The sequence below is a fragment of the Coleofasciculus sp. H7-2 genome, from assembly GCF_042747725.1.
GTDB lineage: Bacteria > Cyanobacteriota > Cyanobacteriia > Cyanobacteriales > FACHB-T130 > FACHB-T130.
This window is the reverse complement of sequence record NZ_JBHZGO010000105.1, coordinates 210,962-230,330: the sequence shown is the minus strand read 5'-3', so window position 1 is coordinate 230,330 and position 19,369 is coordinate 210,962. Positions and strand designations below refer to the sequence as shown.

13 protein-coding genes are annotated in these 19,369 nt (G+C 46.4%); 7 read left to right on the top strand and 6 right to left on the bottom strand.

The genetic code is table 11. The annotated features are described in order from the left end of the window. Positions 1–134 precede the first annotated feature (134 nt). Positions 135–1,940: an NFACT family protein gene (locus tag ACFW2W_RS23050; RefSeq protein WP_378183847.1), complete on the bottom strand. Its 1,806-nt coding sequence runs from the start codon at positions 1,938–1,940 to the stop codon at positions 135–137. Between the two features lie 138 nt (positions 1,941–2,078). Beyond that, the gene (locus tag ACFW2W_RS23045; protein WP_378183845.1) at positions 2,079–2,891 is read right to left on the bottom strand and encodes a PEP-CTERM sorting domain-containing protein; all 813 of its coding nucleotides are present in this window, start codon (positions 2,889–2,891) and stop codon (positions 2,079–2,081) included. A 733-nt stretch (positions 2,892–3,624) separates the two neighbouring features. Between ACFW2W_RS23045 and remA the strand changes: the two genes are divergently transcribed. From remA to ACFW2W_RS23030, 3 genes are all read left to right on the top strand, one after another. Next, a complete protein-coding gene (gene remA, locus ACFW2W_RS23040; protein ID WP_190413898.1) occupies positions 3,625–3,891 on the top strand; it encodes an extracellular matrix/biofilm regulator RemA in 267 nt (88 codons plus the stop codon). 31 nt (positions 3,892–3,922) lie between these two features. After that, positions 3,923–4,486, top strand: coding sequence for a guanylate kinase (gene gmk / locus ACFW2W_RS23035; protein WP_378184049.1), 564 nt, complete (start codon positions 3,923–3,925; stop codon positions 4,484–4,486). Between the two features lie 245 nt (positions 4,487–4,731). After that, positions 4,732–5,427: a hypothetical protein gene (locus ACFW2W_RS23030; protein WP_378183841.1), complete on the top strand. Its 696-nt coding sequence runs from the start codon at positions 4,732–4,734 to the stop codon at positions 5,425–5,427. 96 nt (positions 5,428–5,523) lie between these two features. Here the strand turns inward: ACFW2W_RS23030 and ACFW2W_RS23025 are convergent, their stop codons facing one another. After that, complete coding sequence (locus ACFW2W_RS23025; RefSeq protein WP_190688212.1) at positions 5,524–5,895, bottom strand: hypothetical protein; 372 nt, start codon at positions 5,893–5,895, stop codon at positions 5,524–5,526. A 414-nt stretch (positions 5,896–6,309) separates the two neighbouring features. Next, a complete protein-coding gene (locus ACFW2W_RS23020; RefSeq protein WP_378183837.1) occupies positions 6,310–8,022 on the bottom strand; it encodes an ABC1 kinase family protein in 1,713 nt (570 codons plus the stop codon). Positions 8,023–8,683: 661 nt separating this feature from the next. Between ACFW2W_RS23020 and ACFW2W_RS23015 the strand changes: the two genes are divergently transcribed. Then, positions 8,684–9,961 carry a Na/Pi cotransporter family protein gene (locus ACFW2W_RS23015; RefSeq protein WP_378183834.1) on the top strand — a complete coding sequence of 426 codons (1,278 nt, stop codon included), beginning with the start codon at positions 8,684–8,686 and terminating at the stop codon, positions 9,959–9,961. Between the two features lie 114 nt (positions 9,962–10,075). On the opposite strand, the gene ACFW2W_RS23010 is transcribed toward ACFW2W_RS23015, so the two are convergent. Next, positions 10,076–12,739 carry a M1 family aminopeptidase gene (locus ACFW2W_RS23010; RefSeq protein ID WP_378183831.1) on the bottom strand — a complete coding sequence of 888 codons (2,664 nt, stop codon included), beginning with the start codon at positions 12,737–12,739 and terminating at the stop codon, positions 10,076–10,078. Between the two features lie 561 nt (positions 12,740–13,300). On the opposite strand from ACFW2W_RS23010, the gene ACFW2W_RS23005 reads away from it, so the two are divergent. The 3 genes from ACFW2W_RS23005 to ACFW2W_RS22995 are packed head-to-tail and all read left to right on the top strand — an operon-like array spanning position 13,301 to position 16,092. Then, the gene (locus ACFW2W_RS23005) at positions 13,301–14,968 is read left to right on the top strand and encodes a DUF3352 domain-containing protein (RefSeq protein ID WP_378183829.1); all 1,668 of its coding nucleotides are present in this window, start codon (positions 13,301–13,303) and stop codon (positions 14,966–14,968) included. 51 nt (positions 14,969–15,019) lie between these two features. Then, positions 15,020–15,172, top strand: a complete 153-nt coding sequence (locus ACFW2W_RS23000; RefSeq protein ID WP_378183826.1) for a hypothetical protein — start codon at positions 15,020–15,022, stop codon at positions 15,170–15,172. Further along, positions 15,169–16,092: a methyltransferase domain-containing protein gene (locus ACFW2W_RS22995; RefSeq protein WP_378183823.1), complete on the top strand. Its 924-nt coding sequence runs from the start codon at positions 15,169–15,171 to the stop codon at positions 16,090–16,092. The genes ACFW2W_RS23000 and ACFW2W_RS22995 overlap by 4 nt, the downstream gene beginning before the upstream one ends. A gap of 163 nt (positions 16,093–16,255) precedes the next feature. Here ACFW2W_RS22995 and ACFW2W_RS22990 read toward each other — a convergent pair whose 3' ends face one another. Next, positions 16,256–19,216, bottom strand: coding sequence for a tetratricopeptide repeat protein (locus tag ACFW2W_RS22990; protein ID WP_378183820.1), 2,961 nt, complete (start codon positions 19,214–19,216; stop codon positions 16,256–16,258). Between the last annotated feature and the right edge of the window lie 153 nt (positions 19,217–19,369).

Sequence of the window (19,369 nt, the reverse complement as noted above, 5' to 3'; positions counted from 1 at the left end):
TTTTTGTTGTCGTTAATCCGAGGAAATCCAAAGCTGCGCGTTCCCAACCGCCAGCCGTAAGATTTCTTTAATATTTACTGTAACAGAAAATACACATTTTTAGTAAGAAATATTTACATTTTTTTGTAAAATTCTTACTTTAGATAGTTGATTGCTGTTTGAGGACGCCCCCAGATAATGCGCTCCTGCTTATAAATAGCAAGCCCCGGTTTGGCACCCTTGGGTTTGTAGACGTGTTTGGGTTCCGTATAGACAACTGGGACGCGATCGCTTTGTCTGGCGCGGCTATAGTAGGAAATTAAATCGGCGGCAAATTGCAAATCGGCTTCTTCAGGGACAGACCCCGGAGCGACGCGCAGCAACCCATGACTTCCGGGAATCTCCTGGGTGTGAAACCAGAGGTCGTAGTCTCCAGCCATCCGAAAGGTTAGCTGGTCGTTCTGGCGGTTATTGCGCCCAATTAATAACTCAAAGCCGCTGGGCGTCTGGTAACGATAAGGGTGACTTCCCTCCTCGCCCCTACGGCTGCGGTTGTCCGGATCTTCTAGATACCGCTGCTGTATCAGCTCATCGCGGATTTCTAATAGCGTCTGTAAATCTTCTGGGTCGTCGTAAGAATCCATCTGAGTTAGGGTTGCTTCCACTTGCTCCAAGTAGTCTATTTCCGCTTGCACCTCTTTGAGTAACGGTTCAACGGCTGAGCGAGCGCGTTTCAGCTTTTGATTTCGCTTGTAGAGGGATTGGGCATTTTGGACGGCATTTTTTTCAGGGTCTAGGGGAATGGTGACGGGTTTGTCGGTGTCAAAATCATTGAGGTCAATTGACTTCATCCCTGGTTCCCAGTTCTGAAGGTAAGCCATCAGCAAATCTGCCTGTTGCCGATATTGGTCTGCTTGGTCGGATTGCTGCAAGCGTTCCGTAAAGGTAGACGCCTTCAGTCGTAATTTTTCCAGAATATTGTTGAGTTTTTGGCTCAACTGATGATGAATCTGGTTAAATTCCTGTTGATTAAGTCGATCGGTGTAGTAGCGGTTGAGTAATTCTTGGATTGATTCAGCGGGCTTAACGATGCCCCAGCCTAAGACGTTGTATCCTTCGTGTGTCCAGCCTGGATGAAAAACCTCCCCTGTCTCGCCCTTAGCAAGAGGAGTAGAGGACTGGGAGGATTGGCTTTGCCAAATTGCTTGCAGCCATTCTTGCCATCGGAGAAATAATGCGTCCCAGTCGGATTGTTTGAGGCTATCGGTGGATTGCTCTGGATCTAGACTGGCGGTTTGTACCATTGAGACAACCAGCGCTGGACTCAAACCCCGGTAATTTTTCAGCATCTGACGCCGCAGTGCTGCGGGAATTAAACTCAGCCGTTCTTGCCAGCGTTCTTGGGATTCGCTTAAAGTCGGGATGGTCGCAGTGAGGGCGGGTGGAGCTTCGTAGGGCTGTCCGGTAAGGATGGGACGGACGCTAGATTGTTGAGCGTTGACTTGATGGGCGGCGGTGACAATCAGGTTGTCTGCACCTGTAAGAATGACGTTGCTGTATTTGCCCATAATTTCAACGTACAAGTGCCAGATAGCCGGATCTCCAGGGCGTCTGGCAAATTGTAAATCTATCACTCGTTCCCAAGGTGCGATCGCTGAAGGTGTATTCGCGTCAGCGCTACTCGCTTCTATCGCCACCAAAGCAAATCCCCCCAACTGATGCCGTAACTGGTCGCTGAAGGTAAATGTATCTGGCGTGCGGGGGGGCGGATCTCCAATGCAAACACGCGCCGCTTGCGGATGCCAAGAAACTGAGAGCCAACTCCGCCGCTTCAGGGTTCGCAGGGCTATAGCAATTGTAAAGCGATCGCGCTGATAAACTTGTTCCAGCCGCGCCGGTATCCACTCAGCACGCAGCTCAGAACAAGTGGCAGTTAAGGTAGTAAAGTCAACGAGTTGCACGCGCGATCGGTATTTTTTGTAAAGATTTCGAGGAACACTCTGTTTCTATCCTCTCAGTTTCAGGCTACTTCCGACAAAAAAACGCACAAAGCTATTTTAAAGGAGCCTTCTGCGTTGATGAGTATGACCCGTTTCTGTTTAGACAGATTGGCGACGGCGACGAGTTTTTAAGCCGAGTGCGATCGCTCCCAAAGTCAATCCTAGCGTCGCACTGGGTTCTGGAACGCTCTGTTGGTTTTTCCAGTCATCGGTCGTCCCAACTTTGATTTGGTAGGCGAGATTGGATTGGGTGGGGGTTTTTCCCGTCCAACTCATAATTGAATTACCTGTAAGGCTGAAACTACCCGATACGTCGCCGATCCGAAGATATTGCACTCCTCCCTTCACATCCTCAAAAATATTGCCGTTGGCATCCTTAGACCAGGTTGTGCAATTAGGACTCAGGGTACATGAAACGCTAGAAGTTTCGGCGATGGACTTCGTACCCGACACATCCTTCAGCAATAAGTCTTTGACCGTCATGCTGCTATTAGTGTTATTTGCTCTAGTGCGGACGAAGATATCTGTGACGCCTTGAGTAAATTTCGATGTGTAATCGTAGGCTAAAGTTTGGTTTCCGACCTTGTAGGTAACTATCTTTGTAAGCGCGTCGTAAGCCAGAGTGAAAGCATCCACTCTTCCGCTTTGCCAGTAATTTGAACCTGTCAATTCCTGTTGTTGCTGCACTGCAAAATTAGTGCTTCCAGTATCATCGTGAAGGTCGAGTTCGTAAGTGCTGTTATTGCTACTGCCAATCCGACCCTCGGCAACAAACAACAAATCTACATTTAAATCTTTAAATGCTTGATCGGTTTCTAAATAACTTAAAGAAATCGCTTTTGCGTTCGCGGGAGCCGATAATATCCCTAAAGTTACAACGAATAATCCGATAAGTGTTTTACGAGTATCCATTTTTTATTCCTTAGTTTTGGTAAAGTGAAGCACGGTATGTCAGGATTACTCTTTACTTCCACCGCTTGCCGTGCTTTTGTCGGCGCTACTTTTTTAGCATAAATTACTCACGCCAATAATCGCTACTAAAAGTAGCCTACTTTACGGAAACTTTATCGCTAGAATTCGTATTTTGAAGTTATGAAAAAAGGCTAGATGCAACTATTCTTTTTTTGAGAATTGGAGAGGGAAAAAGAATTTGTCTCAATAAAAACACGGTGATTAATTTAAAAAAATGCAGGAAAAGCAGATTAATTGTAATTCTACGGATAAGCGCTCTATGTAAAATCTCGTAAATAATTGCAACCATCCATCCTCTCGTACTATTTGATTTTTATATGGATACAAAGAAATACTCCCCACCACCTGAACCAGGAGGGATTCCACGGATATCAGATAAGCGATCGCGTCGCTCAACTTGTTCCATCCACGCTGGTATCTATTTTGCATCTAGTTCACAACCAGCGCCGAGAGGGATGAATTAAGCCGAATTTGTGCGATTGCGGGTCAAAGTGGTTGCAAAACCTGCCTCTGTCTTTCGGAATAGATAATAGGGGTAAAAGGGAAAAAAAAGCAGCGATCCCTTAAAAACGCGAGTTTTTGTGGATTTTAGGCTTGTAAGTCAAAATTTTTGTAGATAACATGGAAACTAGACTTAAATAAGCTTTTTAGGCGGTTATGCCGCTAGTTTTTTATGGACATTCAGTTAATCAATATCGGTTTTGGTAACATCGTGTCTGCAAACCGAGTGGTTGCCATTGTCAGTCCAGAATCTGCGCCCATTAAACGGATTATCACCGATGCCAGAGATAGAGGGCAGTTGATTGATGCCACCTATGGGCGTCGCACTCGTGCGGTGATTATTACCGATTCGAGCCACATCATTCTCTCCGCCATTCAGCCTGAAACTGTTGCCCATCGCTTTGTGATTGGCAAAGACGTGAATGCCAGTAACAATTAAGGCAATAGGCATTTTCACGGGTGACACGAGCATGAAAACTGGCAGACTGATTGTTTTGACTGGGCCAAGTGGCGTGGGCAAAGGTACATTACTGCGATCGCTCTTGAAGCGTCATCCGGAACTGTATTTTTCTATATCCGCGACGACTCGCGCCCCCCGTCCAGACGAAATTGAGGGAAAACACTATTATTTTGTCAGCCGCAACCAGTTTGAGCAAATGGTGGAAGCAGGTGAATTACTGGAGTGGGCTGAGTTTGCTGGTAACTGTTACGGCACCCTACGACGACAAGTGGAGGAGCAAATCCAGCAGGGTCAGTGGGTCATTTTAGAAATTGAACTAGAAGGGGCGCGGCAGATCAGACAAAATTTCCCCAGCGCACTACAGATTTTTATCCTACCGCCTTCCGTCAGCGAACTGGAAAATCGCATCCGAGGTCGCGGGCAAGATTCAGAGGTAGCGATCGCGCGACGGCTTAACCATGCCCAAGCAGAAATTGCTGCGGCGAGTGAATTTGACATTCAAATCATTAACGACGATCTGGAAAAAGCCCTGAATCGGATCGAAGCCGCTATCTTCACACCGGCAAGCTGTTGAATTTTCTACCGCTTTAAGTAGCAAAGGCGATCGCTTTGCACTTCTCGCTTTCTAGAGCCGGAAAGTGGGAATAAAGATAAAAATAAGGATCAAAAAGTTCCCGCTCAACTTCTAAATCCACCTTTAGATAGATATGTAATTTTCGATTGTGGGCAAGTCCGAAAAATCAGTTTGCAGCACTGTGTTTAATAACATGCGGAAGGAAAAAGACCTTCACAGACTGATTGAAAGGAAAAAGAACTGCTATGCGCCTCGGATCTCTTAAAGTAATTGGTGGATGTGCAACAACTGTTACGCTACTAGCCCTTGCAGTAGGTTTGTCCGTTCCCAAAAATTTAGCTGAACCTTCTCAGGATGGTAACAAATTTGCTCCCAGAACTGTCGCACCAGAACAGGCGGGAGGTGTTACTGAAGCTCAAACAGCCCGCGAAGCGATAAAAGCCAGAGTTGGTACTGCCAATGCTCTCGGTGCAAGTGTAGCTGGCACAGCGACGGATGATGGTCGGGTTTATAACGTCCTGAGTACCGTGAACATTCGCTCTTGTCCCAGTACCAGCTGCCGTATCCTCCGCGTCGCTAGACCAGGAGCCGATGTTCTCAACGATCCTAGCGGAGGCACTCAGCAAGGCAATGGTTATACTTGGATTCGCGTGACTTACGGATTCAGTTCTACCAATGCTTGTGAAAGTAATCGCTCTCAAGGATGGATGATAATTAATCCTCTCGCCCCTGGAAAGGTTCGCGTTACAAAAGGACCGTTAAACATTCGGTCATCGCCATGTTCGGGTCGCATTATTAAAACTTTACCAACTGGCACAGCTCTAGACTTCCATCCAGACCAAAACCAATGGAGCAACAAGTGGTATAAAGTTGTTGTTCCTGGGGCGACACCGGGACCTTTGGGCTATGTTGATGGTTGGGACTTCGCGGATGTCTACTAATATCGTTTCAGAATAATCGCTATCTAATCTAAAAGATGTAGGCTGAGCAACTGCTCAGCCTACATCTTTTAAATAGCAAAGCGAATCGCTAATCGCTTATTCCCAAGCATCTAAATCAAGTGCGCGGGAGCCACCGCGTTCTAGCTGACCTAAAAGGCTTTTGAGTTGCGACCAAACTAACAAGCCAATAAATAGGGTGAGTGGCATCGAAGTCCCAAAAGACAGCCATCCGGGAAAGCCAAAAATCTCTAATCCAGCTACTAGAAATAGACAGATTCCGCCACAAATTCCCAGGAATGGCAGCTGTAATTGTATCCCTTGCATCTGAGCCAAAGTCCGGGTAGAGCGGTTCTTTGACCATTCCCGCACTTGCTGTTTGAGGGTGGCTTCAAAGGCAAGCCCACAGGTTATTCCAGCAAACAAACCGAAAACGAGTAAAAAATACGGCGGATCTGGAAAATAGTACACTAAAAACTCCTAATGGATAACGGGTAACAGGTAAATGGGTAACGGGTAATCGGTAATGGAAGATTTACCAATTACCGCCATGTGCAACTTTTTCTTAGCCCCCAATTTATCAGGACTTACGCAACTTGCGCGACATCTGGGGCAACCACAGGGGGATTGAACCCGAAAAAACACTATCAGGACTTACGCAACAGCACCACATTTGGGGGCAACCACAGGGGGATTGAACCGACAAGAATGCTATATGTATAAGCTTTGCGTAAGTCCTGTTTATCAGGGGTTAGGGGGAGCGAAATGTCAAGGAAATTTTGTCATATCCCCCAATCCCCCCATTAATTGGAGGGAGAACTACAGAAAGTTGCACGCAGCGCCAATTACCAATTACCCATTATCGATTCTCTAAGACCCAACACTCTATTCTCTCTCCTGAAAGGCAGCAAGTGTGGCAAAAGAAGGTAATAGTGCTGCGACTCCTTCAGTGGAGAGTTCCGTCAAGGCTCCCAGCGCTACATTAAACAACCGTGACGGTTTCAGGTCATCTTTAACTAGATTCCATAGGCGTCGCACTTCTTCGGTATGAAGTCGGTCATCTTCTGTTAAGGCGATTAGGACTTGGCGTCGCAGAAACTGTCCTTCTTCAGAGAGGAGAAACTGTAAACCCAGTTGAGCTGTGGGCAACAGATCGAAGTTATCATCTGAGCGAGCGATCGCAATCATGTTCTCTAACCGCTGCCATTGGAATTTGCCGTCTTTGAACAAGACTTCAATCAAACGCCGCCGCATTTCTGGGGATTCGCCAGTCAGCAGACGCCGCGCCACGTAGGGATAGGCAACTTCGACAATTTTAAAATCGGGATTCAGACTCAGAGCCAATCCCTCTTGTGTCACCAGGGAACGAATAATTAAGGCAAACTTTGCCGGAATTCGGAACGGATAGTCATACATCAGTTCCGAGAACTTATCTGTAATTGTCTTAAAGTTAAAGTCCTGTACACTTTCGCCGATGACATCACCCAGCACGCTTTCTAGCGCCGGAATGATCGGAACAATATCCGTTTCTGGCGTCAAAAAGCCCAGTTTAACAAAGTCTTTGGCTAACTCAATATAGTCTTTGTTAATCAGGTGAACTACGGCACTGACGAGGGTTTCTTTGGTATTCTCCTCCATCTGATCCATCATGCCGAAGTCTATGTAAGCCATGCGACCATCTGGCATGGCAAACAAGTTACCCGGATGGGGGTCAGCATGGAAAAAGCCGTGTTCCAATAGCTGCCGTAGACCGGCTGTGACACCAATCTCGATCAATGTATCGGTTTCCAGACCGGCTGCTTTAATGCGCTCGGTATCGTTCAGCTTGAAGCCGTTAATCCACTCTAAAGTCAGAACGCGGGTGTTGGTGTAGCGCCAGTAGATGGCTGGGACTTTAACGCTGGGGTCGTCGCGGAAATTAGTGGCAAATTTTTCGGCGTTCCGTCCTTCGTTGAGGTAGTCAATTTCTTCAAATAACTTGCAACCGAATTCATCCACGATCAGAGTCAGGTTATGCCCTAAATTCAGCGGAAGCCAAGGACTCAGCCAAGCAGCCATCCACCGCATTAAGTAAAGGTCGAGGGTGATGGTTGGTAGCAAGTTGGGGCGTTGCACTTTGACGGCGACTTCTTCGCCGGTGTGGAGACGCGCTCGATAAACTTGACCCAGACTGGCGGCGGCAACTGGTTCTGGGGATATTTCTCTATATATCTCTTCTACTGAGCGTTCTAGCTCGGTTTCAATGATATTAAATGCGATCGCATTATCAAATGACGGCAGTTGGTCTTGTAATTTGACGAGTTCTTCTAAAAAGTCTTTCCGTACTAAGTCGGGTCGTGTGGAGAGAGCTTGACCGACTTTAATAAAGGTTGGACCAAGGCGAGTGAGAATTTCCCGCAGCTGGGTGGCGCGTTTCTCCCGATTCTTCCATTCCTGGTTCAGCCAATCGTCCCACTTCAAGCCAAGAACAAACCCTACAAATAACCAGATAATTTTGATGGCTCGCCAGAGAACTCGCCAGGGACGATAGCGGAAGTACTGGGCGATCGCTTCGGGATCGTAGCGCCGAGACTGGAAAGTGAGGGAGTACCGATTCACGCTTGTGCTTGCCTCTTTTAACCTAATTTAATTCGCAATTAGCGGCTTCTAGTAGTATTCAAGCCACTATTTAACTTGATCAATCGAATAACACTAATTTCCAGGGATTTCGACCGCATTCTTTCGTAACTTTACTCATTGATTTTTACCAGCTTTTTAACGTTTTATTAACTATAGTATACAAAACTACAGACACTTGCGGGGATCGCCTATCTGCTCTAAGAGATAAAAAAGTTCCCTCGCTCCCCATTTTTTTCTCTGTCAAGGTTCTATGACAAAATCGCTAAAGTCTCCTGCCAGCAAAAAAAGCAGTTAGTAATTCTTCTTAAGGAAGAAATTAAATTAATCTTAAGTATATTTTAAATTTTGAATAAATAGTGTATATGAGCCGTGAATCTCCCTCTGAGGAGGTAAGCACAGTAGGGGAGAGACATAGAAAATTTTTAGTGTCTGCCCAGCAGAGCGACAATGCTGTTTTGAGCCTAGACGCTTTGGCAAGGTAGCCAAAGCGCAGCGCCAGCCCGGTAGCGAGTTTTATTAGTATCAATTTGGTTTAGGTCAGCATGACGAGTGCTATGGCTCTGCCTTGCCATGAGCGTTTACTCCGCCCGTAGCGGTGATGTTTGAGAACTTGTCTTGGCGTTATTTTGAGGGGTCATTCATGTCGTTTTCAAAAAATTCAAAGAAAAAAATACTCAAGTTGTTAGGTTTGAGCCTTGTAGTGACAGCTTTGATTATTAGTCCTTCCCTACCAGGAAACAATTTCCACTTATTTAACACACCCGTTTTAGAAGTCAGTGTCAACGCTCAGCCTCCTGCTGGGACTGATGCGGCACAACCGGGTAAGAGTGACACAGCTCAGAATCCTGCTTCCTCGGAAGGCGAAGAAAAGGGAAAAAGAGACAAGGCTGAGAGTGCTTCGTCTGAAGGAGAAAAAAAAGGAAAGATCGATATTTTCAAAATTGTCATGGGTGTGCTAGCGGGTCTGGTGCTGTTCTTGTATGGTGTGACCAGACTAGCTGAGGGACTCGAAGCGATCGCCGGCGATCGCGCAAAAAATCTCATCGACAAGTTCACCAGTAATCGCTTTGCCGCAGTGGCAACTGGCACGGTGGCGACAACCATCTTAGATTCGTCGTCGGTCACGATCATCATGACGATCGCGATGGTGAGTGCTGGGTTGCTGACGTTCGTGCAGTCTCTCGGCATCGTTCTGGGTTCCAACATCGGGACGACCATCGGCGCTGAACTGATCGCTTTTAAGATTAACGAATATGCACCTATCGCCCTGTTCCTTGGTTTCTTGTTGCATTTTTTGGGTAAAACAGACCGCTGGAAGAACATCGGTTTAATCCTGTTGGGGGTAGGCTTGCTCTTCTTCGGTCTAGACACGATTGACGAGGCGATGAAACCGTTCCGCGACTACCAACCCTTTATTGATTGGATGAGAACCTTAGGGGAAAACCCGCTGCTGGGTGCTTTAGTTGGGGCGCTGTTTACCGTCTTGATTCAATCCTCTTCCGCCACAGTAGCGATTATCATTACGCTGGCAGCTTCTGGCTTGATCTCATTGCCCGCAGGCGTTGCCTTGATGCTGGGGGCGGAAGTTGGCACCTGCGCTGACACGCTGGTAGCGACGATTGGGCGATCGCGCGAAGCTTTGCGGACGGGTGTCTTTCATTTGGTTTTCAATGTGATAACCGCCGCCGTGGGGATCTTATTTGCGGCTCAATTAGCAGGTCTCGCCCAGTGGATTTCTGGGGGGGCTGATGTTGCCCGCCAAATTGCCAATGCTCAGGTGATATTCAACGTGCTGGGCGTGGTGTTGGTTATCGGGTTTCTGCCGTTAATTGCTCGTGGATTGGAAATGCTAATTCCCGGCGAGAAATCGAATCGGCAACTCGAAGCGGAGCCTCAAAAGGAACAAACTAAAGTGTAGAGAGGTAATACTGATTGGTTCTCTCCCCAACCCCTCTCCTGCAAGGAAAGGAAAGCTGAGTTTTCCTTTTAGGGAAGGAGGTTGGGGGAGTCTGCGTGATGCGATCGCTATTGGTTAGCTAGCTTCTGTGGTGCTGGACTTAGCTTCTAGGTTTTCCAAGCGGCTTTTGAGTTCCTGGTTTTGCTTCTTGATCTGGTCGAGTTCGTCTCGCAGTTGCTTGATCGCTTGATCCGATCCAACATTTTTTTGCACCCGCCCAATTGCTTCCTCAGCGATACGACGGACTCGCCCATCGGGGGTTTGGTCGGCAAGACTTCGCAAAATCCCAATAGCTTTGGGTGTCTCCATTTGCCCCAGCGCGATCGCTACTGATACTTGGGTTAAGAAAAATGTCTCTTTAGAGAGTTCTGCAAGTTGTTCGAGAATTCGTTCCAGGTTGACATTATTCTGACCCGCTGAAATGCTTCCCAAGGCGCGAATCGCTGCTAGACGTAACGCTTGCGGGACACCTTGGGCGGTGTATTCCAGAATCAGATCCAGCGCTTGGGGTGAAGTTTTGAGTTGAGACAAACCAGCGATCGCGCCAGTTCTCACAACCTCGTTCCAACCAGCCTTTTCTTTGAGTACCATTTGCAGCAGCTTCAGCACTTTCTCTTCTTTGGGCTTTTCGTCCAGATTTGCCGCCCCAATTCCGCCAATCGCATTAACAGCTGCTGACTCCACATAGTAGCTGGCGTCGCCGTCTTCTACCAATGGTTTCAGTGCTTTGTAGCTGTCGTGGGTTTTAATCGTTCCCAGTGCTTGCACCACTGCACGACGCACTAAGGCTTCTTTATCTTTTAGACCCGCAACTAGACCGTCAAACGCTTGATCGAGTTTAACTTCTGCCAACTGTTTGGCAACTTCCGCCCGAACACCCCAGAAAGAATCGTTCTTGAGAGCAAAAGAAAGCGCTTTTACTACCTCCAATCCGCCTTTTTTCGCCAACGCCTCAGCCGCATAGATGCGGGAGACGGGATCGGGATCGGATTGCAGTTGGGCTTTGAGTTCCTGAACTGGGTACTCTAAGGACACCGTTTTTAGGAAATTATTCCCGATGTCAAAGCTAATAAAATGGGGTTTTTCTGCGAGGGGGAAGTAAAAGCTTTGTTCCCGTTCGTGAACTCTCACCGTGAAAGTTTTGAAATTGACGGTGGAGGATTGTTCAGGCGAGGAATCTCGCGTCTCTACACGATCCTCGTTAGAGGAATTTCCTGGGACATAGCTAAAAGCGATGGGAATTTTTAGGTCAAATAAATCGCTACGGCTGCCGTTAGTGTCGCTGGTGGCTTGAGTTTGAGTAACGGTAACTTTAGCCAACTTGCTATCAGTATCCCAGGAATAAGCAACTTTGAAATCTGGATGACCGCCGCGATAAACGTACTGGTCAAATAAAAATAGTAGGTTGCGACCCGTCGCTTTTTCAATTGCTCGTAGCAGGTCAACGGTTTCGACTGTTTTATGGGCGTTATCCTGAACAAACGTGTGGATTGCTTTAAAAAATAGCTCGTCTCCCAACTCCGCCCGAATCATGTGATAGACACAAGCACCTTTTTCATAGAGGTGGCGGTCATACAGTTCAATCGCCTCGCGGTAGACGTGAGTAACAATCGGGCGACGGTAACGGCTGCTGTCTTCTACAAGGTAGCTACGAGCTTCATTGAGCAGGTAATAGGCTGCATCTTGCGAACCATACTCTTGTTGTGTCCACAGCACTTCTGAGTAAGAAGCCATACCTTCTTTAATCCAAGCATGAGACCAGTGCTTGATGACGACTAAATCTCCAAACCACTGGTGGGCGAGTTCGTGAGCCACTAAGCTTTCAGTGGTACGGTTATCTAGAGACGCCCGTTTATCCAGCAAGCAGCGGTCGGTTAGCAGCGTGGTGGAGGTGTTTTCCATGCCGCCAAAGATGAAGTCATCGACGCAAACTTGGGCGTATTTGGGATAGGGGTAGGGATAACCAAATTTTTCGCTGAAAAATTCAATCATTTCGGGCGTTTTGCCCATACTGCGGCGGGCGTCTTCTTCTCTGCCCTTATCTACATAGTAGGTGACGGGTTTGCCGTTCCACTCATCTTGAATTTCGGCAAAGTCACCCACCGCGAGAGTCATCAGGTAGGTGGGATGAACTTGCTCTTGTAACCAGTGATAAGTTTTGTAGTGGCTATCTTCCTCTGTTTTGATTAGCACTCCGTTGGAGATGGCGATCAAGAGTTTGGGAACTTTGACCCGAATTTCTGAAGTAGCTAACTGTCCGGGATAGTCGAAGCAGGGGAACCAGAAGCGGGAGTCTTCATCTTCTCCCTGCGTCCAAACTTGAACGGGTTTGTCGGGATAGTGTTTATTGGGGGAAATAAAGTAGATACCGCGCTGGGGTTTTTCCACCGAGTAGGCGATCGCTATCTCGATCGTCTTCCCCATCTGAGTGGGTGTCTGCATCTGGATGTGCAGTTGTTCGCCATCATAGTCAAAGCTTTGCGGCGTCTCATCAACCTGCACTGACTGAATATTTAGGTTGACGGCATCTAAGGTTAAACGGTCAATCCCACTCCGCACCGGCAATAAGGTAATGGCACAATTACCTCCGACGGTTTGGTTAGGAATATCCAGGGCTAAATCTAGGAAAATATGCTCGACTTGTCCGGGTCGATCTGGGTTGTAGTGGGGACGGGCACCGGGCAGTTCAAAGGATTTGTGACCGTTATTTTCTGAATCAAAATAAGTCTGCAACTTCATGGTGAGATTGACCTGTAAGACTCCGAAGTATAGCCGAGAATAAGGGCTAAGGAGGTTATCTCTTTAGGTTAACGCCTCCGGTCTGAGTGTACTTGTAAGCACGGCGACGCACGGGGTATCCCATTTGTAGCGAACCTCCAGATGCTTTGTCACTTCAGGCGCGATGATTTTCAAGCTTAACTTAGCGTTGTGTCTACTTGCGCTCTCAAAAAAGTGCGGGAGCATCCCGATGCCAGCAAATATACGCCCACAGGCTAGAAGAACGAAGCCTGACGAAGGCAGGCTTTGTATGTTTAGCCGCGAATGCGAGTCGTCGGACATTTTTACTTTGCGGAGTTTATCAGCGGGCGATTTTTTATTTAAACTTCATATTCTGCTTTGCGGAGTTTATCCAAATCAGGTTGAAGTCTTCCGATAACAATCCTTTTAGTAGGAATCTTGACTAAGCAAAATTACTAATTCTCCTTACAGGGATTCCTACTAAATCCGCAAAATTTGCAATGCCATTTGTAGATTTGTCAATAAAAATCACAAGAAGTAATAATCGGAGGAAAAATTTAAATGTCTGAAAGAAGACCAAATCGTATAGTTCCTATTATTGTTGGTACTGCCGTTGTGGTGGCGGGGGGCGTAGGTACTTATCTTTACTTGAAGGGTTCTTTTAGCGATACAACCAGCCCTCTGGCGAGTGCTAAAGTGGTGCCAGATGAAGCATTAATGGCGGGTTTTGTCTCCACCGATCCGAAAAACTGGGCGCAATTGCAACAGTTTGGGACTCTGGAAGCCCAAAAATTGATTGATAAAGGGCTGAAGGATTTCAACAAAGAGATGTTGACTGAATCCAACATCAATTATGAAAAAGATGTCAAGCCTTGGCTGGGTAGCGTGATGTTTGCCGTTCTGCCATCACCAACTGTAAAACCGGCACAAGCGACAACACCAAAATCGTCACCGGAAGTCCGGATGTTGATGGTAGTCGGCGTCAAGGACAAAGTGAGTGCCTTAAGTTTTGCAAACAAGCTGAAAGCTAAGAAAGCTGCAACCAAACAAATTGATTACAAAGGCATCAAAATAGAGGAAACCACAGATAAAAGTGGCAAAACCTACACGGCTTTGTTAGATAGTCATTTAGTGATGTCAGATGAAAAAGAAGCTGTGCAACTGGCAATTGACACGTTTAAAGGACAGCCTTCATTTGCTAGCAAAGCAGGTGCAGCCAGCATTCTGACTAAGGGTGTAGACGTACAAAATCCCATCGCTCAATTCTATATCCCCGATTACGCAGGGATGGTGCAGCAAGCAATGGCAAGCAATCCGAATACGCCCCAGCTTCCCCCAGAAACCCTGAAGCAGCTAAAGACTGTGCAGTCGGTGGTGATGGGTGTTGGGATTGATAATGCCGGTGTGAGGATGAAGGCGATCGCTAAGGTAGATCCCTCGGCGATGAAGATACAGTACAAGCCTTCTCCCGGTAAGATAGTGTCTGAATTTCCTACCGAAACAATTGCCTTGATCGCCGGAAATGGGATCAGCCAAACTTGGTCAGCGGTTGTCGAACAATCCAAAGCCGATCCCCAAATTCAGCAGGGGTTTGACATGGCAAGACAGCAACTCAAACTCGTTAATCTTGACCTGGATAAAGATATCTTCGGATGGATGGATGGGGAATTTGCTCTGGCGGCGATTCCATCGACCCAGGGAATTTTAGCACCAGTTGGATTTGGTGGAGCCTTGGTATTTCAAACCAGCGATCGCAAAACTGCTGAAGCCACCTTCAACAAACTGGATGCGATCGCTAAGGGAAACTCGATCGCCGTAGCGCCTAGAAAGATTCAGGGGAAAACCGTCACCGAATGGCAAATCCCGCAACAAGGCGCTTTCTTAGGGCATGGTTGGATAGATCAAAACACGATGTTTGTAGCAATTGGTGGCCCCATCGCTGATGTCATGGCAAATAAGCCCAGCCAGCCTTTAGATAATAGCGCATCCTTTAAAACGGTCACGGGGTCTTTGCAGAAGCCAAACGCAGGCTATTTTTACCTCGACATGGACAAAACTATGTCTTTGGTGAATCGCCAGCTACCTCCAGCACAAAAGAGTTCCATCACGCCTGAAACCACTGCTATTCTGAATTCCATGCACGGTATTGGTTTGACCGTTACTCAACCAGACTCATCGACGGGTCAAGTTGAGGTGTTACTTGCACTCAAGCCCAAAACAGGCAAATAGGAAGTCGGTGATGGGTAATGGGTAATTGGTAATATTCTTGAAGGGTGGGCATTGCCCAACCTTCAAGCAATTGATGGGATGAAAGCCCATCCGACTGGAGACATCTTTTTGGGGATTGGTAATTGGTCAAAAGGTCATTTGTTACTGATGATTACCCATTACCTATTACCCATTACCCATTACCCATTACTTATTACCTTATGACTGCCACGGTAAATACTGAACTCGGATTATCTTCACGCTTAGTCAACGGATTGCTAGCTATCAAACCGTTAGCCAATCTAGCCAAGCAGCAAGCGCGTTCAATGATGATCAAACGCGCCGAGAAGATTGGAGTGCCTTGGAGAAAGCAAGTACAGACGCTTTCGCAATACGACTGGGAAACTCAGCTGGCTCAAGTACAAAACCTCCAACTGAGTTACCCAGAATACTACCTGCGAGCGTTCCATGCCTACGACAGTGGTAACTTAAGCTGGGAAGCAGCTTGGGAAGTAGAAGTTGCTGCTCATGCCGTTCACGCAGGAATTTGGCCTGATGCGGGGGCGCAAGGAGACGCCCGACTGCGCCAGAGTTATCTCGATATTCTCAAAAGCCAAATTGCTACTCAACCACAAGATATTTTAGATTTGGGGTGCAGTGTGGGGATGAGTACGTTTGCCCTCCAAGATGCTTATCCCCAAGCAAAACTCACTGGCTTGGATCTGTCACCCTATTTTCTAGCAGTTGCCCAGTACCAATCCCAACAGCGTCAAAAATCGATTCCCTGGGTTCATGCTGCTGCTGAATCTACAGGTTTGCCAGATGCTTCATTTGATTTGGTTTCTATCTTTTTGATGTGCCACGAGTTGCCCCAGTCAGCAACCATGCAGATTTTCCGCGAAGCGCGGCGTGTACTGCGTCCCGGTGGCTATTTGGCAATTATGGATATGAATCCCAAATCTGAGATTTATGTCAAAATGCCGCCTTACATTTTGACATTGCTCAAGAGTACCGAGCCTTATTTAGATGAGTATTTTGCGTTGGATATTGAACAAGCGCTAGTGGATTCCGGTTTCACTGCGCCAGCGATCGCTCGCAATACTCCTCGCCACCGCACGGTAATTGCCAAAGTGAAACAGAATTGAAAATCCAAAATTAAAAATTAAGAATGGGAATTGGTGTTGCACCATCAGGCGATGATTTTCTTTTAAGTTTCGCCCAAAGACACAAAAACTTAGCGTCTTAGCGTCTTTGCGCGACATTATCATCCGTCCAATGTGCAACGCCTAGAAATTCTTCAATTTTTAATTATTCTGCTTCCCCAATTAAAGTGAATGCACCCCAATCTTTGGGATCTGGATATTGCTTCATCGTGGTTAGCATCGCGCTTCGCAAGGCAGCGGCTTTATCGGGTGTTTTTTGAAGATTTTGATAAAACTCTGTCATCAATGAGGCTGTAGGGGCGTCTAGCACTTGCCAGAGGGACACAATTACGCTGGGTACACCTGCTGAAATTAAACTGCGAGATAAGCCGATCACGCCATCGCCAGTGATTCTGCCTCTGCCAGTATCGCAAGCACTCAGGACAACTAATTCGGCATTTAATTTCAGATCGAGAATTTCTTCAGCGGTGAGTAAGCCGTTATCGTTGCCAGATGGAGCCAACGCTATCGCACTTCCCAATCCTCGAATATCATCCAGCAAGCCATGAGTCGCTAGATGAATGATTCGCGCTTTGGGCATTTGTTGCACGATCGCTGCTTTCGTTGCCTGACTGCCGGTGAAAGCTTTGGTGTTAAACAGAGGCGCGATCGCTAAAGCTTCTCGTTCCGCACCTGGTAAGCTAGGTAACTGAGTCGGCGGATCGCCAATTTTGGCAGGAACGCTAGGCATGGTGGGATTCCCAACTATCAGCACATCTTGGTTTTGTATAGATGTAGAACTTCGCGTTCCTAGAAGCTGTTGTTGCTGATTAGTTAAATCCAATACCTGAATTGAAGGTGCCGTAAGGATAGTATGTTGTTCGATTAAGTATTTGCCAGAAGCATCTTGCAGTGCTGGGAAAGGAACTAGAAACAGTTCGCTTTGTGGAATAAAGATAATCCGAGCATTTGGGTCTTTTGGGAGCAGGTCGGCAATGGGTTGGATGAGCAGTTCGTGAAGTTGCTTGAAGCCTTGTTTTTCTTGACTTCCATTAACTCTACCCTCTACAGCTAAACCACGACCTCTAACACCAATCGATTCGCGGCTGCTGACAACAAGCTCTTCTAGAGAACTCTTTTTTTGCTGCCGCAACAATTTAAGATTGACTTTACGAAACGCAACTTTACCTGTTGGTTTAACTACCCAAATATAGATTTCCGATGTTTGGGCTTGTGTTTTTTGTCCTTCAGCATTTAAGTCTTCGTAGACGATAGAATATTCAACTAAAGTTGAGTTTTGAAGTTTGGCAATTTGTTTAATCTGGTTGATATTGGGTGAGGTGAGTGTAGCTGGGACAGATGAATTTTCAGATAGACGCGAAGCTAATAACTCAACGAAGGCTCTTGCTCTCCCACGTTCAGCAATTTCCAATGCGGCATCTGTTTTATTTTGTGCAATCAGAACTTGTTGCAAATTTCGATAACTGCTAGCTTGATCCTCAAAAATTGATACTTTGTTGACATCATTTCCACCTAATCCTGCTCGAACAGATTCTAATACTTCAATTCCATTTTTTAGATATTTTTCGGCTTCTGTTAGCTTACCAGAGCGCATAAAAGCCAGCCCTAAATTGTTTAAAGCTATGGCTTCTCCTCGTTTGTTTTTAATTTCGCGAGAAATTGCTAGATCCTGCTGAAAGTAATTAATCGCTTTATCATAATCGCCCATAGAATCATAAACAAGTCCCAAATTGCCTATCGCTTTTGCCTCCCCGCGCTTATTATTGTTTTGTTTGGCTAAGGCTAAGCTTTGTTGATAGTATTCACTGGCTTGTCGGTAGTCTCCCAAATTTTGATAGGAGAGAATTCCCCAAAAGTTTAATATATCTGCTTGTAAATTCCGATCGTTGATTTCTTGGGCAATTTTCAAGCTCTGCTGATAATATTCTTTGGCTTTATCGCTATTGCCATTTTCTTGGTAAATGTTCCCCAAATTTAGGATTGTTTGGGCAAATAATTTCCGTTTTTCTCGAACTTCTAAAGCACTTTGTTGATGATTGACTTCATCGGTAATTGCTAAGCTCTGCTGATAATAGCGAATTGCCTGGGGAGTATCGTTTAAATTTTTATATACAGTGCCTAAGTTAGACAGAATACCCGCTTCTGATTTGCGGTTATTAATCTTTTTGGCAATGGTTAAGCTTTGCTGATAATATTCAATAGCTTCCTGATATTTTGATAGATTTACATAAATGCCGCCTAAATTATTCAAAATTTCAACTTCGATTTCCGATTGCCCCATTTCCCGTGCAAGAACTAAACTTTGTTGATATTTGTCAAGGGCTTGGGAGTATTCAGCGAGGGATTCATGAACGTGACCAAGGAGTGCAAGAATTATCTGTTGGTTAAGGCGATCTTTAAGTTCTTGGGCAACGACTAAACCTTGTTGGAAGAACTTCCGAGCTTCAGGGTAGTTTTCCAGTAACTGATAGTAACTTCCGATAGATGTGAGAGCGACTGCTTCAGCCCTACGTTCTTTGAGTTGCTGAAAAATAGGTAGTGCTTGCTGCCAAGAATCAATCGCTTTGTGATAGTCTCCTATTTGTTGGTAGACAAGAGCCAGCATACCAAGAGCTGCCGCTTCACTTTTAGTATTTTTAATTTCCCGTGCAAGAGCTAAACTTTGTTGCAGATACTCGATTGCTTGGGGATATTGTCCCAGCGCGGAGTACGTACTTCCCAAGTGTCTGAGATTCTTCGCTTCTAAGGTACGATCTGCAATATCTCGCGCGATCGCTAAACTTTGCTGTTGGAAATCAATCGATTTAGTGTAGTCTTGCAGCCAATAGTAAACATTTGCCAGGTTTGCTATAGTGGTTCCCTCTCCCTGACGGTCTTTGAGTTCCCGATAAATCGTCAATGCTTGTTGCAATGACTGTAAAGCAGTTTCAAATTGACGGTTATCAATCTGCTGAATGCCTTGCTCTAAAAGGCGTTCAGCTTCTGCTTTGCGAGATGAAGTTTGCGCCAACACCTGGGTTGTGGAAAATGGCGCACTAAAGTTGAAAGGCGCTGAAGTAGTAGCTAGGAAGGCGATAAGCGCGAAGATTCCGAGTTGCGATCGCATGGCTGAAGGACGGTATTGATTGACTGCAATTTACTGTCTTAGCCCAGACTGATAGGCTGTGTCCAGTGGCGCTGTGGAAAGAAAGCGCGATCGCTCTCGGTACACGCTCCCGTTAAGATTATCCAGTAACTTGTCCGATAATGGCTTGCGTCT